Raw genomic sequence first — 14,166 nt, forward strand, 5'->3', positions numbered from 1 at the left:
GTGATAAGAATCAGGTATCGATTCACGCCGCTTCCCTGACATACCGACGGTATTCGGCGACCATCAACCGGCCGACCGAGATTCCGCCGCCATTACACGGAAGCCGGTCATGATGGTAAACGTCGAGACCTCCCCTTCGCAACGAAACAAGACAGTTCATCAGAACAAATTCATTGGCGATTACCCCGCCGGAAAGAGCAACGTTGTCGAAGCCCTTCCGCATATTCAGCTCGTCGCACACATCCGAATCGCTGGGCATGATCGTGCTCGGCTGCCCCTCCCGCCGGTCGCTGCGGAGAATGGTGAAACCCGTTTCGGCGTCGAGGGGGTCGATTTCCCTTGCGGCGACGTCATCCACCCGCGCAGGCGGAGGTGCCTTGCGGCGAAGATCGTCCACGAATTCCTCGACGGCGGCCCTCGTTCCCTGCGCCTCGATCACCACATCCTCGGGGTCATCGAGTACCCAGCCGGTCAACCCGTGGCCGACCGCCTGGCTGTAGACGAATGGACGGAACCCGACCCCCTGGACGATTCCGTTGACTCTGACAAGCCGGCGAACTTGTTCTGTCATTCCATGCCTCAATGATTGCTCCCGCCTGCCTCGGCGGGAGGGTGGTGATGTGACGTCAGCGCAGGCGGGGAAGTGCGGCGCCTTCCAACTCATCCAGTTCCGAAACAAAGCCGTCCTTGTTTCGGAGGTGCACCAGCGGCTGTGGTGCCGAGGTCACTTCACCGATGACGACCGCGTCTTTGCCACTTTCGTGACAACGCAGGCCTGCGAGTACTTGATCCACGGCATCCGGTGCCGCGAATACGCAGGCACAACCCTCGTTCGCCGTGTGAATAGGGTTGATGCCGAGTATGTCGCACGCCAGCCGAGTCTCGTGCTGAACCGGGAGAAGTTCTTCGTCGACCCGAATAGTTCGCTTGACCACGGAGGCGTATTCATGCAATACGGCGGCGAGCCCGCCGCGGGTGACGGCTCGCATCGACCGGATCGAGGTACGGGGAACCGCCCGCAGCAGAGCCGACAGCATCCCGTTCAGCGGTGCGCAGTCGCTGAGGACCCGCGACTCGAAACCCAGACCCTCCCGGATCGAGAGCAGGTGGACGGTGTGGTTGCCGATGGGCCCGGTCAGGATGACCTGGTCGCCCTCGCGTACATCCGTCATCCGCAGGGGCGACTCCTCGAACACCCCGATGCCGGTGGTGTTCAGGTAGATCTGATCGGCTTCCCCGGGCCCGACGACCTTGGTGTCACCTGCGACGATACGAACCTCGGCCTCGACCGCGGTCTTCCGGATCGATTCGAGCACCTGCCGCAGCCTGCTCAGGGGCAGCCCGGATTCCAAGATCATGCCCAGCGTGAGGTACTTGGGCTTCGCGCCCATCACGGCGAGGCCATTCACGGTCCCGCACACCGCGATCTTCCCGATGTCCCCGTTGCCGAAGAACGGCGGATCGGCGACGAACGAGTCCGTCGTCATCGCGATCTTCCCGGCAGGCAGCGTGAGGACCGAGCTGTCCTCCATCTCGCCGAGGAAGACCTCCCCCAATGTGGCGGTAATCGTTTCCACGAGAATCCGACTCAGCTTGGCCCCACTGCCGTGGTCAAGCACGATTTCGTCACCGGACACCGTTGTCCCCCAGGATCGAACACGTGTTGATTGCTGCGAATGCATCGGAGGGCCTCATCGAACCCTCGCCACTTCATGCGCCAGGAAGCCGCTTTCATCCAGCTGTCGAATAATTTCCGTCGATACAGCCACGGTCGCGCAGTATCCTGCGAGCCATTCCAGCGCTCGCTGGCGATCGGCTTCATGCGTCGACACAACACAGTCCGAGGCGACCCACCCATTGTAACCACGAAAGAAGGCGTCCGCGACGGTCGTTTGCACGCAAATCCGAGTTTGCATACCTGTAACGATCAGGGTTTCGACGCCGCGCTCCTGAGGTTTACCGTGCAGGTCAGTCTCGTAGAAAGCGCTGTCCTTGACCTTCTCCATGACAAGATCCTCTTCTTCGAGGAACTCGGGAAGGATGGCCGCACCAGGAGTTCCCCGCACCTCGACGCGTTCCGGCCTGCGGATGACGAGGTCGGACCACAAATCATTGGTCAGCACTGCGATTTTGGGCATGACCGTCTCCGTCGGTTACTGGAAAGAAAGTGTGCAGATATCCCGTGCAGATTCCCGTGAAACGGATTCAGCTACCTCAGCCTGGTTGCTTGACCTCCAAGGCCACTTGCGGAACGCGGACCCGGACCAGCCGCACGGTCACGAACGCACCGAGGGCCAACAGCAGCGGATAGAGCAGGAACACGCCGAAGAACAGCAGCACAACCGCCATCAGCACCGAGGCGACCACGGTCGCGTACCAGGCAGGCCTGCCGCGGGGAAGCAGTCGCACCGCGGCGAGCAGCCCGGACAGCGTGACCGCGAGGAAACAGGCGCCCGATGCCAGCATCAGGTCCTCCACCGTGAGACCGAGAGCGATCACGGCGCCGTACACGACCGCGAGGCCGACCGTGAGCACCGCGAGGCTGCGGCGCGGTTCGGCACCCGATGGCGCGTCGAACCACTTCGGCAGCGACCCGTCCCGACCGAGCGCACCGCCCAGCCTGGCCGCGGAGGCGATGTAGGCGTACATCGTGCCGAAGGCCAGCAGGATGGCCGCGAAGGCGGTGAGCCAGCGCGCGTCCGCACCCAGTTCGATGGTCAGCAACGCCTCCAGCGGAACCAGGTTCGCCCCGCCGTCGCCGCCGAGCGAGCCGACGGTGACCAGCGCGAGACCCGCGTACAGCACGGTGATGACGACCAGGGTCGCCGCCGAGACCCGCACCAGCTGACGGGCCGGGTTGGCGAAGTCACCGGACAGCTGCGCCAGCGCCTCCCAGCCCGAGAAGGAGAAGAACAACAGCGCGCTGGTCGACCCGATGGCCAGCCAGCCATGCGGGGCGAAGGGCTGGAAGTTGTCGGCTCGCATATGCGGGGCCGCCACCACCAACGTCACCATCAGCAGGGTGACGAGAATGCTCGCCATGCCCAGCTGCATCCTGCTGGACAGGCGCAGCCCGATCGCGTTGCTGCTGGTCGCCGCCAGCAGCAGCATCGCCGCGATCAGCAGCTCCAGACCGCGGCCACCGCCAAGGGCGCTGGCCGCGTACATGCCGCCGATCAGCGCGACGGAGGGCGCGCCCAGTGGGACCGCGAAGTAGAACCACCACCCGACGGCCGCCGCGGCGCGCCTGCCGAAGGCATGGCTGACAAACGTGGCGACGCCCCCGCGGTCGGGGTAACGAGTTCCGAGTGCGGCAAAGGACACGGCCACCGGAATCGACAGGGTCAGCAAACCGATCCACGCCAGGATCGAGGCCGGACCTGCCTGTCGGGCGGCCAGCGCGGGCAGCGTCAATACACCGGGGCCGAGCACCGCACCAACACCGAGTGCGACTCCCTGCATGACCCCGATTTTCCCGGAGGACGCCATTACGGTGCCCCGCACCCGTGCGCACGCAGCATGCCTGAGAGACCCCATCTTTCGGTGCAGGAAATACCGCCGGGCCTACCGGCCCATGAATCAATTTAATTCGTGTCCGCGATACGCGACCCACACATACCGGCTCGACACCACCCCAGTAGCCTGTCATTCACACCCAGCGCGCTGTGCTCGGCGAGTTTATCCAGGCATTCACACGAATGCCACCGATTCGAGCCAGGCTCGACTGGGACTCCACCGAAAATGCCGCCGGGAGAGAGCCGCCCAACCTGATGAGTTGCTTCGGACCTCACCGCGTCCGTGGGCTCACACCCCGCATACTTTGATCCCCCATGACTTGCACTTCTGACACTTCGAGAGTAAGTGGATGCTCACACGAACGTCAAGCTTGCGTTGCAAGTTGCTCACTCTCGTATATCTTCTCGGCGCCGGAAATATGTGTAATCGTCCGCCACGCTTATCGGACTGTCATGTTTGTTTCAGAAAATCGATATATTCGATCGGGACTTGAGCGTGACGCGAGGCCCATCCTGGAACATGTGCGCCCTGCGCGCCGCAATCGGACCAGGGCTACGGGGAAGCCCCAGGGTGTTCCCTGCGCCAACGCGGGTAGGCGGTATTGCGGGTGACCGCGGCTTCGTAAGCCTTCGTCGCGAAGCCGACGAGCGTGTGCGCTGTGGGCGTTCAGCGGACCGGTCTCGTGCCAGGTGATCGCGTTCCGGTAGTGCGGTGGGGTTCCTGCGAGCGGACGCACGACCGTTCCCGGGAACTCGTCGATCGTGGGGTGGACAAGGCGACGCCGTACCCGGTGCGCACCAGTTCGATGAGCAGGCGCCCGCCTCGTGCCGCGCCCGCATTCGATAGCCGGGGTTGCAGCTCCGGAAGGGCACCGCCTCCACTCCTGAGAGAATGGGGCCTAGGGGGTTGAGGCGTGGATGTGGACATTCGGGTGCTGCGGTACTTCGTGGCGGTCGCCGAACAGCTCAACTTCACCCGCGCCGCCGAACAGCTCTACGTCTCTCAACCCGCGCTGAGCCGCCAGATCCGCCAGTTGGAGAACGACCTAGGCTGCCCGCTGTTCGAACGCACCAGCCGCGAGGTCCACCTGACCGCCGCCGGTGAGGTTCTGCTAGCGCCCGCACGCAAGATCATCGCCGATTGGCAGCACGCGCAACGCCTGGCCCGCGCAGCCATCGCCGAGCGGGACCGCGTCCTGCGGGTCGGTTTCGAGGCGACCGGCGCGGGCTCACTGTCCACCAAGGCGCGCAAGGTATTCAGCGAGCGGAACCCCGGCATCGCGGTCGAGCCCAAGCGGTTCGACTGGGGCGGTGAGGCAGCCGCCCTGCGCGACGGCCTGGTCGACGTGGCGTTCCTCTGGCTGCCCGCCGACACCACCGGCCTGCACACCGAGATCGTCGCCACGGAGCCCCGCCTGGTCGGCCTGTCCTGCCGCCACCCGCTGGCGGACCACGACGAGGTCGGCATCCTGGACCTCCGCGACGAGCCGCTGGTCTGGACCCGCAAGGCGCCCCGGCCCTGGGTGGACTGGTGGGCGGTCAACCCACGCCCGGACGGCTCCAGCCCCAGGTGGGGGCCGGAGAACGACAACGTCGAGGAGATGCTGGAGCACGTCGCCGCAGGCGCGGCCGTCTGCATCGGCCCCCGGTCGATGGCGGGCTACTACGCCCGCCCCGACCTCGTCTGGCGCCCGATCCGCGACATCCCGCCGCTGCGCATCGCCCTGGCCTGGCTCGAGGACAACCCCAGCCCCACGGTCGCCGACTTCGCCGTCGTGGTCCGTGAGCTGGCCTAACCGATGATCGTGCGGTCACCGGTCTCCCAGACCGGCCGCATGGTCAGCGCACTGATCCGCCAGCCGCCGCGCTCGCGCACGAACCGGTACTCGTAGTGGCCACCCAGCGTCCACAGCCGACCGCCGACCACCGGGCCGAGCCGGTGAACGGCCTGGAAGTCCGCGGTGCCGGTGGCGGTGGGGCCGTCGACGGCGACACGCTGGTTGCACACCAGGTGCTGGGTCGCCGACAGCCGCCCCAGGCTCTGCCGCCACCCCTCCACCAGGTCCCGGGAACTCACCATCGCGGGCTCACCGCCGACGAGACCGGTGTAGTCGAGGAACACCTGATCCGCGAAGACCTCCCGCAACGCGTCCCACCGCCGCCGATCGAAGTGGACGGCCAACTCGATGGTGCGGTCGACGATCTCACGTTCGTCCACGACTTCCCCCGTCCCACCCCTGATCACCGGCACCGCGGCCACCGCCCCGGACGCGAGCACCACACGTCTGGACACCGTCCGCCTCATCGCCGCCGCAGCCGATCGGGAATCGGCGCCAGCTCGTACACCTTCCAGAAGAAGCTGTCGGCGGCGTGCTGGTCGGCGGCGAAGTTGACGGCCTCCACGATCTTCCGGCCGCGGATCCGAAACGCCAACGCCCACAGGATGTCCAGGCCCTCCGGCCGCGTGCTCCACCCACGGTGCAGATCGACCACCCAGTCGCCGTCCACCGCCAGGAACACCGGCTCGGCCTTGAAGCCCGCCCGCCCCAACTCCCGGAAAAACGCCAACACCTCGTCGACACCGACCTTCGTGCCCGACAACGGATGACGCCCCGGAATGACCCACCGGACGTCGTCGGAAACAAAGGGCCGCAACCGCTCGACATCACCGGAGGCGTAGGCCCGGTAGTAGTCCTTGACCAGCCGAAGATGTGGATGTTCACCACCCTCGGCCGACGCGACACCGGCACCACCGATCACAGAACCCGCCACCAGACCCAGCCCCCGCAACAACTCGGCTCTCGAAACCTTGGATGCCAACTCGGCCCCCTCTCACATCGAGACCGAACGTATGGCCGACCGGGAACGAAGGTCCAATACCTGCCGCGATAACCAGAAGGCATCGGTGGGTTCCGCAGTGGAAGGTGCCTGCTTGGGACAGCGACCGAAGACAGGGAGCCATGGCGCTGCCCCCCCCCCCCCCGACTCCCTAACAGGCAGGCCAATCCGAAAGTGACCACGTATGTCAGTACGCGGTGACAGGAGGCGTTCGACCAGGTAGTCATTGAGTCGCTGCTGGGGAAGTAATGGGGGGCTGAGGAGTGCTGGTCACCAGCCGGTTCCAGACCGCGGAAATGCCCGTGGTGCATCGTTTCGCCGCTTGGCACGACCTGACCGCGAACTCGCCGATGCCGATCCTGACGAGCAGTGAGCATGCCGCGGACTTCATCGCGGACGGCAGCGGGTTGAGTATCGGCGCGCTCCACCTGTTGGTGCTGAGCCATCCGCCGATGACCTGGCATCGGACGCCACGGCAGATCCGCCAGTCCGATCCCGAGCACTGCCTGTTGTCGTTCACCTGGGGAGGAACCTACGCATTCGCCCAGCACGACCGCGAAACCCTGGTCGGCGCAGCGACCACCACACTCGTCGACAGCTCGCGCCCGTTCACGGCACGCGCGACCGCGAATGGCGACCGCATGACCTCGGCCGCCCTCCAAATCCCCAAAAACCTGCTGCCCTTGCCCGCGAACAGCATCGAACGGCTGTCCGCACGACCGCTGTCCACCCACGAGGGCGTCGGCTCGCTGCTGAGCCACTTCGTGGCGCACCTGATCGACAACGCCCACCAGTACAGGGGTTCCGACGGTGTCCGACTGGGGGCAAGCCTGCGCGAACTGGTCACCGCCCTGCTCACCCGCGAGCTGGAGTCCCACGCCACCCAGCCGCCCCACGCCCTACTCGCGAACATGCAGGCCTTCATGGAGCGCAACCTGGGTGACCCGGCTTTGGACCCCGCCATGGTCGCCGCGTCCCACCACGTCTCCATCCGGACCCTGCACCGCCTGTTCCGCACACAGGGAACCACCGCGGCCGAGTGGATCCGCACCCAGCGGCTCCAACGCTGCCACGACGACCTGCTCGACCCCGCCTGGCGCCACCGTTCGGTACTGGACATCGCCAAACGCTGGGGATTCACCGACCCGGCCCACTTCAGCCGCCTCTTCCGCAAGGTCTACGGCATGCCACCCCGGGACCACCGAGCACGCACCCACCCCTGAAACGCGCGACGAAGGCGCCCACCTTTCACCACACACAGAGCCAACGGGCAGTGGCACGATCCGCCGCCCAGCGCGGACCAGTCTTACGAAAACGGATTTGGTACGACACAACCGAAGCGACCGGGCGGCAGGGCCGCCGACTCCGACACCTCGGTATCCCCTTCGCACTCATACCCTTGCTGATCGTAAGCAGACGGCGATCGGTGATGGATGAGCACCCATCATCATTGTGGTTCACCACCATGTTTTCACTGATCACCGCGTTCATAACCGCCCTCAACGGCTATCTCATCTACGGCCTATTCGCGGGATAAAGGACAGCCGATGTTTGAAGGGCCGTGGGTAGCGAAGTAAACCGCGACCACTCAGCGCTCAGGTTTGTCACAAGCGACCAAACGGATCAGATGATCCAACGCCCGCCAGACGGCGGTTTTCTGAGGCTGGAGGCGGACCACTCCCAGCGTCGAGTCCGGAACTCCGGTGCCACGGACGATCAAGGGTTGGACCGGCTCGGATCTCCTTTCACGATCTGCCGACGCTCGCCCATCCGGGTGAGGCAATCCACGCTCATATTGACTGTTACTTCGAGTTACACATACGTTGCTGGCACGAGCAGGCGTGGTCGCTCCGCCGAGCCGAGGACAAACCTTCGGCCGCGGTCGTGGACACGCCGGATGTACACCGGTTCTCAACGACGCCTTCCGGTCGCATCGAGGTCGTGCGGAGCGTTTCGCATACCGAATCCATCGGATCGAAGCCGCCCGCACGCTAGGACATCACCCCGCACCTTGGCTGAAGGAGTCCGCGTGGCGTCAAAGAAGGCATTGCAGGGGCCGGTTCCCCAACGCACTGTCCGCACCCGCCGAATTCGTTTCAACTACCCCTCCGGAGCTCTCCGACGGCACTACGTCGACGGCGACCTCGTCATGAGCCACGCGGTCGCCGTTCTGTCGGCGATGTTCCCCGAAGGCGAAGACTTCTTCGTGCGCAGTGTCCGCAACTTCAACAACGACGTTCGCGATCCAGAACTCAAAGCACAAGTCAGCGGGTTCATCGGCCAAGAAGTCACGCACGGACGAGAGCACCGAGCGCTGAACGAACGCCTCCAGGAAATGGGTTATCCCACCCGGCGCGTCGACCGCATGGTCCGCAGAATCTTCATCGTCGTCGAACGCCTGCTGCCGAAACGCACACAACTGGCCGTCACCGCCGCGCTCGAGCATTACACCGCAACCCTCGCCGAGACCCTGCTGCGCAGCCCACGAGCCCAAGCACTCCTCGGGACAACAGAAGTTCGATCCATGCTGCTCTGGCACGCCCTCGAGGAATCCGAGCACAAGGCAGTCGCCTTCGACGTCTACCGCACGGTCGGCGGCACCGAATGGATTCGGATCTGGACGATGCGAGTCACCACCGCCATCTTCATCCTCGCCGTGGTCGGCCACACCACACTGTCCTTGCTCGCGGACCGGGCCACCTACAACCCCCGCCGCCTTGTGCGCAGCCTCGCCGCACTGCGTCACTCACCGTTCCTCAGCCGCGACGTCCTACGCCTCATCCGGACCTACAACAAGCGAGGCTTCCACCCCGACGACATCGACAGCTCCGACCTCGTCGAGCGCTGGCGCACCGAACTGTTCGGCAGCGACGGAGTACTCACCGACCACTTGAAGTGATCACCCCCATCCAGCTCCCCCTGTTCGCCACCCCACCGGCGATCTCCGCCGCCCATGCGGCGGGATCTCGACCCCTGCTTCAGAAATGGGGCGCACTGTCCACTCGGGATGCTGAAACGAGATCGGCCTCCGACCCGGTTTTCCCAGGTCAGAGGCCGTATCCCAATTAACGAATGATGGTGGAGCTGAGGGGACTCGAACCCCTGACCCTCACACTGCCAGTGTGATGCGCTACCAGCTGCGCCACAGCCCCATGGAGTGGGTCACGGCTTGTGGGAAGTGCCCGTCGCCGTGTGCTTGCATACCGTACATGATGGGGGTGCGATCTTGGAAATTGGGGGGTTGCACCGGGGGTGAGCTGCTAAGACGGGAGTCTGGTTAGCCAGTCGGGGCTGCGGGTGTCGAGGACCTTGTCGCGGTGGAGGACGGTGGGGGCGCCGCGGAAGACGGGCTGGCCGGTCTTGGGGTCCAGCCAGGGGGTCTCGTCGGCCTGGCGGAGCTGGAGGGCGGGGTTGCGGTGGAGGGAGTTCATCGCGTCGATCAACTCCTGGTCGAAGTGGTTGTCGGTGACGCAGGCGGCGAAGTCGGGGGCGGTCGCGCCGAGGTCGGCGGCCAGTTGGATGAGCTGCTCGTTGGTGTAGCCGGGCACGCCCTCTTCGGGCTGGTCCTGGAAGAGCCTGCGGCGGAAGTCCGTGAAGATGCCCGCGTCCGCGGCGCAGAGGACGGCGTTGGCGGCGTCCAGGGAGTAGCCGGGGGGCGCGGACAGGGCGACCAGCAGTGGCAGGGGGTGGTAGCGGACGCGCAGCTCACCCGCCTTGATCTTGGCCTCGATGGTGGGGCCGTCGCGGCGGGCCAGGTCGCCGCAACTGGGGCAGAGCAGGTCCTCGTAGATGTCCACCATGGGGGCCGTGGCGAGGCCTGCGACGACGGTGACGCCGTCTCGGGCGGGGATGGGGACCACTGCGGGCGGCGGGGTCGGGTGGCGCCGCCAGGCGGGCAGCAAGGCCACGACCACCACTCCGGCCAGGATGGCCACGGTGATCAGGATGAGCACGGTCTTGCGGCCAAGACGGCGCCGGGGACGGTTTTCCGCGTCGGGGCGCGTATCCGTCGACTGCGCAGCGCTCACCCTGGCTCGTCCTCTCTCGGTGCCGCCGCTGGAACGGGAGCGCATCCGGCGGGCGCCGCTTCGTGGCAACGGTTCCCGCTTCGATGCGGCAGCAAGATTCTGCCCTGTGCGCATGACGCTACCCGCGCCGGCCACCCCCATTCGGGGGAGCCGACGCGGCTGTACAACTGAGCGTCAGGGGCGAAGGTTCTCCAGCCAGCCGGAATCCCGCCAGTCGACGGCCTTGCCGTTGACCAGAACGGTCGGGGTGCCGCGGAAGTAGGGCTTGCCGGTCTGCTCGTGGAGTTTGTCGCTGCCGTCCTCGTTCTTGGCGCGCAGTGCGGGGTCCTGGTCGGCGCGGTCCATCTCCGCGTTCAGCACCTGGTTGTGCTTGCCGTCGCGGACGCAGGCCGCGAACGTCGGATCGGCCTCGTCCTTGCCTTCGGCCTTGATACCCAGCTTGCGGCCGAGGTCGATCAACTGGTCCTTGGTGAAGCCCGCGCCCCCCTCTTCGGGCTGGTCGGCGAAGAGGCTGGCGTGGTAGCCGACGAACTTGCCCGCGTCGGCGGCGCACAGGGCGGCGTTGCCCGCGTCGAGCGAGTAGCCGGGCGGGTTGCTCAGCCGGACCAGCATCGGCAGCGTGTGGTACCGGACCTTGATGGCGCCTTCCTTGATCTTGCCTTCCAGGTCTTCGGCGAACTCCTTCTCGAAGGCGCCGCACGCCGGGCAGAGGAAGTCCTCGTAGACATCCACCACGTTCTTCGCGTCGTCCCTGCCCACGGTGACGATCGCGCCGTCACGCTTGGAAGGCAGGTCCGAGGCCGCGGCGACGGTCGGGTCGCCCGAGCCCCTGGTGAAGTACAGGGCGCCGCCGATCACCGCGACCGCCACGATCACGACGGCCACCACGCCGATGGCAACACCCCGGCTGCCGCTGTTGTTGCCGCGCGCCGCGGCCACCGATTTGGCGCTCTTGGGCTTGCGCCCGCCTGCGTTGCCCTGCGATGCCACCGTCTACCGATCCTTTCCGGAAACCATTGCGTTCTCGTCCGACTGCTCGTCCTCGGGTGCGGCCGCCAGCCTGTTGTCGACGGCGAACAGGGTGCGTGGCCGCACGACCAGCCACACCGACATGGCCAGGAAGCCGACGTCGACGAGCATCTCCTGCGGGTAGTTCGTCTGCTCCACCTCGCCACCGCCGCCGAGGCAGCCGCAGTCGATCTTCAGGCCGCGGGCCCATGCCTGGCCGATGGCGATCATGAAGGCCACCAGTGCCAGCACCGAGAGGACCGCGGTCACCCGGGTGCCGATGCCGACCAGCAGGAGCAGGCCGAACGCGATCTCGATGTAGGGCAGGAACGCGGCGGTCAGGTCGGACAGGCTCGCGGGCACCAGCTGGTAGCCCTGGATGGCCACGTAGAACTGCTCGGGGTCGGCGGCCTTCACCACCCCGTAGACGAGCCACACCGCGGCGAGTCCGATGCGGACCGCCGTGCCGATGATGTCAAGCGTTCGCGAAGATACCCGGGCCACGATTTGAGCCTACCGAGCCACAAATGTGTCACGAATAGGTGACCTCTCAATCTCAGGCTTATCTAAGGAAAGAACGTTCGGCGAAGTCGCTCGGTGGCGCGGCGGTCAACTCTTAAAGTCATTGTGTGAGCATCGGTCCAGCGGGCAGCGCTGAAGTCGGACACACCCACGGCGATGTATCCGGAGGCTGGCTCCGACCAGCTGTTTTCGGCGCAATGGATGGCCTTGTCACCAACATCGCATTAGTCGCCGGTGTCGGCGCCGGCGGTGCCGACGAGCGGCTGATCGTGTTGTCCGGAATGGCGGGTCTGGTGGCGGGCGCCTTTTCCATGGCTTTGGGCGAATATGCCAGCGTGGAAACGCAGAATCAGTCGGTCCGCGCCGAGGTCGCGGTCGAGCGCCGGGAGCTTGTCGAGAATCCGCGGGCGGAACAGGCCGAGTTGGTCGAGATGTTCACCGAGATGGGCTTGTCCCAGGGCACCGCAGAACGGGTCGCCGCCGAGGTTCACGCCGATCCGGAACTGGCCGTCCGCGTGCACCTCACCCAGGAACTCGGCGTCGATCCGGACGAGCAGCCGTCGCCGGTGGTCGCGGGCGTCTCGTCCTTCCTGTGCTTCGCCGTCGGTGCGTTGTTCCCGCTACTGCCCTACCTGCTCGGTTACGGCTCGCTGTTCGCCGGTCTGGCCGTCGGTGGCGTCGGCCTGTTCGGCGCGGGAGCCCTGTTCGCGCGCTTCACCACCCGCTCGTGGTGGTTCAACGGCCTGCGCCAGTTGGGCTTCGGCGCCGTCGCGGCAGGCGCCACCTACCTGGTCGGCTCGCTGATCGGCATCACCATGGCGGGCTAGTCGGACTGGCCGGGCTTGCCGCCGATGCGGACCCCGGTGGGCACCTCGGCTTCGACCTGGCAGCCGCATTCGGCCGCCACCTCCGCCGCGGTGTGCTCCTCGGGCGGGGCGGGCTTGGGGAGCGTCTCGGGTGCGAACACCCACACCAGGGCGGCCACCGCGAGCACCCCGCCGGTGACGGCGAACGCCGCCTGGTAGCTGATCACGTCCGCCACCACGCCCGCGACCAGCGGCCCCACGATGGCCCCGAGGTCCCCCGCCATCTGGAAACCCGCCAGCGCGGGTCCGCCGCTGGATCGGTTGCCGATCACGTCGGCCACCGCCGCGGTGTGCGGCGGGTTGAGCAGTCCCGACCCGATGCCACCGATCGCGGCGGCGACCAGGAACACCCACACGCTGTCGGAGAATCCGATCAGCACCGTGCCCCCGGCACCGATCACCAGCCCGATGATGGTCAGCGGCTTGCGCCCGTACCGGTCGGCAAGCCGCCCCGCCAGCATGAGCACCGCGACGTTGCCGACGGCGAACACCGACAGCGAGGTGCCCGTCAGGGTCCCGTCCCGGTGCAGCACGGCGATCACGAACAGCGGAATCAGCGACACCCGAACACCGAACACCGCCCACCCGTTGGCGAACCCGGACACCAGCGCCGCCCGGTAGGCCTTATGCCGCAACGCCTCCCGCACGCTGACCGGGTTGGCCGCCGACTTCTCGATCGGCGCCGCCAACGTCGACTTGCGGAGGAACACCCAGGTCACGCTCGCCGCCAGCACCAGGCCTACCGCGTACACCAGGAACGGCACCGCGGGCGAGAACGTCACCAACAGCCCGCCCAGGATCGGCCCGGCGATGCTGCCGGTCAGGAAGCTGGTCGACCACAGCCCGGAGGACTGCGCCCGCAGATGCGGGGGCGACAGCCGCACCAGCAGCGCGATGGCCGACACCGTGAACATCGTCGACCCGATACCGCCGACGGCGCGGAACACGAGCAACTGCCAGTAGGTGGAGGCGAACGCGCACGCCCCGGTGCTGATCGCGACGATCAACACGCCCCAGATGTAGATCCGCCGCTCCCCCAGCGACGCGACCAGCCGTCCGCTCGCGGGTGCGAAGGCCAACCGCATGAACGCGAAAGCGCTGATCACCAGCGACGCGGCGGTGATACCCACATCGAAGCTCTTGGCGAACACCGGCAGCACCGGCGCCACGATCCCGTATCCCACGGCGATGATGAAGCTGCCCGCGACCAGAACCCAGATCTCGCTGGGAAGGCGCGGCTTGGGGCTGTCGTCCGACCGGGCCACGTCGCCCACACACGCCTCCCAGTGGATCATTAGCTGAACTAATCATATCGCCGTAAGCAAGCGAATTCCGGACGCAACAACCTCGCCCACCACCCGAAGAATTCCCGCATCGAGCAAGATTGAT

The 14,166-nt window shown here is 66.3% G+C and carries 14 protein-coding genes and 1 tRNA gene; 4 read left to right on the forward strand and 11 right to left on the reverse strand.

Annotation, left to right across the window (positions count from 1 at the left end; genetic code table 11):
• Nucleotides 1–22: 22 nt before the first annotated feature.
• The 4 genes from ACU6XJ_RS05790 to ACU6XJ_RS05805 form a co-directional block, all read right to left on the reverse strand.
• Nucleotides 23–571: an acylphosphatase gene (locus tag ACU6XJ_RS05790; protein ID WP_476307378.1), complete on the reverse strand. Its 549-nt coding sequence runs from the start codon at nt 569–571 to the stop codon at nt 23–25.
• Between the two features lie 55 nt (nt 572–626).
• A complete protein-coding gene (gene hypE / locus ACU6XJ_RS05795) occupies nt 627–1,637 on the reverse strand; it encodes a hydrogenase expression/formation protein HypE (RefSeq protein ID WP_476307379.1) in 1,011 nt (336 codons plus the stop codon).
• Nucleotides 1,638–1,691: 54 nt separating this feature from the next.
• A complete protein-coding gene (locus tag ACU6XJ_RS05800) occupies nt 1,692–2,138 on the reverse strand; it encodes a cysteine hydrolase family protein (protein WP_476307382.1) in 447 nt (148 codons plus the stop codon).
• Nucleotides 2,139–2,214: 76 nt separating this feature from the next.
• Nucleotides 2,215–3,462, reverse strand: coding sequence for an APC family permease (locus tag ACU6XJ_RS05805; RefSeq protein ID WP_476307383.1), 1,248 nt, complete (start codon nt 3,460–3,462; stop codon nt 2,215–2,217).
• A 967-nt stretch (nt 3,463–4,429) separates the two neighbouring features.
• Here ACU6XJ_RS05805 and ACU6XJ_RS05810 point away from each other — a divergent pair.
• Entirely contained in the window at nt 4,430–5,311 is an 882-nt protein-coding gene (locus ACU6XJ_RS05810) for a LysR family transcriptional regulator (protein WP_476307384.1), read from the forward strand.
• Here the strand turns inward: ACU6XJ_RS05810 and ACU6XJ_RS05815 are convergent.
• Nucleotides 5,308–5,808, reverse strand: a complete 501-nt coding sequence (locus ACU6XJ_RS05815; protein WP_476307386.1) for a nuclear transport factor 2 family protein — start codon at nt 5,806–5,808, stop codon at nt 5,308–5,310. The two genes, ACU6XJ_RS05810 and ACU6XJ_RS05815, sit on opposite strands and share 4 nt — an antisense overlap.
• Nucleotides 5,809–5,816: 8 nt before the next feature.
• A complete protein-coding gene (locus tag ACU6XJ_RS05820) occupies nt 5,817–6,335 on the reverse strand; it encodes a nuclear transport factor 2 family protein (protein ID WP_476307387.1) in 519 nt (172 codons plus the stop codon).
• Nucleotides 6,336–6,616: 281 nt separating this feature from the next.
• Here ACU6XJ_RS05820 and ACU6XJ_RS05825 point away from each other — a divergent pair, with 281 nt between their 5' ends.
• Both ACU6XJ_RS05825 and ACU6XJ_RS05830 read left to right on the forward strand, forming a co-directional pair.
• On the forward strand, nt 6,617–7,576 hold the full coding sequence (locus tag ACU6XJ_RS05825; RefSeq protein ID WP_476307389.1) for a helix-turn-helix domain-containing protein: 960 nt from the start codon (nt 6,617–6,619) through the stop codon (nt 7,574–7,576).
• Between the two features lie 674 nt (nt 7,577–8,250).
• Nucleotides 8,251–9,252 (forward strand): metal-dependent hydrolase, encoded by a 1,002-nt coding sequence (locus ACU6XJ_RS05830; protein ID WP_476307391.1) that lies wholly within the window; start codon nt 8,251–8,253, stop codon nt 9,250–9,252.
• Between the two features lie 177 nt (nt 9,253–9,429).
• On the opposite strand, the gene ACU6XJ_RS05835 is transcribed toward ACU6XJ_RS05830, so the two are convergent.
• The 4 genes from ACU6XJ_RS05835 to ACU6XJ_RS05850 all read right to left on the reverse strand — a co-directional run bounded on the left by ACU6XJ_RS05835 (nt 9,430) and on the right by ACU6XJ_RS05850 (nt 11,893).
• A tRNA-Ala gene (locus ACU6XJ_RS05835) sits at nt 9,430–9,505 on the reverse strand.
• A 108-nt stretch (nt 9,506–9,613) separates the two neighbouring features.
• Nucleotides 9,614–10,381 carry a DsbA family protein gene (locus ACU6XJ_RS05840; RefSeq protein ID WP_476307393.1) on the reverse strand — a complete coding sequence of 256 codons (768 nt, stop codon included), beginning with the start codon at nt 10,379–10,381 and terminating at the stop codon, nt 9,614–9,616.
• Nucleotides 10,382–10,555: 174 nt separating this feature from the next.
• A complete protein-coding gene (locus tag ACU6XJ_RS05845) occupies nt 10,556–11,371 on the reverse strand; it encodes a DsbA family protein (RefSeq protein WP_476307394.1) in 816 nt (271 codons plus the stop codon).
• Between the two features lie 3 nt (nt 11,372–11,374).
• On the reverse strand, nt 11,375–11,893 hold the full coding sequence (locus ACU6XJ_RS05850) for a DoxX family protein (RefSeq protein ID WP_476307396.1): 519 nt from the start codon (nt 11,891–11,893) through the stop codon (nt 11,375–11,377).
• A gap of 125 nt (nt 11,894–12,018) precedes the next feature.
• Between ACU6XJ_RS05850 and ACU6XJ_RS05855 the strand changes: the two genes are divergently transcribed.
• Complete coding sequence (locus ACU6XJ_RS05855) at nt 12,019–12,738, forward strand: VIT1/CCC1 transporter family protein (RefSeq protein WP_476307397.1); 720 nt, start codon at nt 12,019–12,021, stop codon at nt 12,736–12,738.
• Here the strand turns inward: ACU6XJ_RS05855 and ACU6XJ_RS05860 are convergent.
• Entirely contained in the window at nt 12,735–14,051 is a 1,317-nt protein-coding gene (locus tag ACU6XJ_RS05860; RefSeq protein ID WP_476307399.1) for an MFS transporter, read from the reverse strand. The genes ACU6XJ_RS05855 and ACU6XJ_RS05860 overlap by 4 nt on opposite strands.
• Between the last annotated feature and the right edge of the window lie 115 nt (nt 14,052–14,166).

The organism is Actinorectispora metalli (genome assembly GCF_056323685.1).

Excerpts from the sequence above, each read along its gene's own strand:
- ACU6XJ_RS05800 (WP_476307382.1), bottom strand. The coding sequence starts at position 2,138 with ATGCCCAAAATCGCAGTGCTGACCAATGATTTGTGGTCCGACCTCGTC.
- ACU6XJ_RS05805 (WP_476307383.1), bottom strand. The coding sequence starts at position 3,462 with ATGCAGGGAGTCGCACTCGGTGTTGGTGCGGTGCTCGGCCCCGGTGTA.
- ACU6XJ_RS05790 (WP_476307378.1), bottom strand. The coding sequence starts at position 571 with ATGACAGAACAAGTTCGCCGGCTTGTCAGAGTCAACGGAATCGTCCAG.
- ACU6XJ_RS05830 (WP_476307391.1), top strand. The coding sequence starts at position 8,251 with ATGTACACCGGTTCTCAACGACGCCTTCCGGTCGCATCGAGGTCGTGC.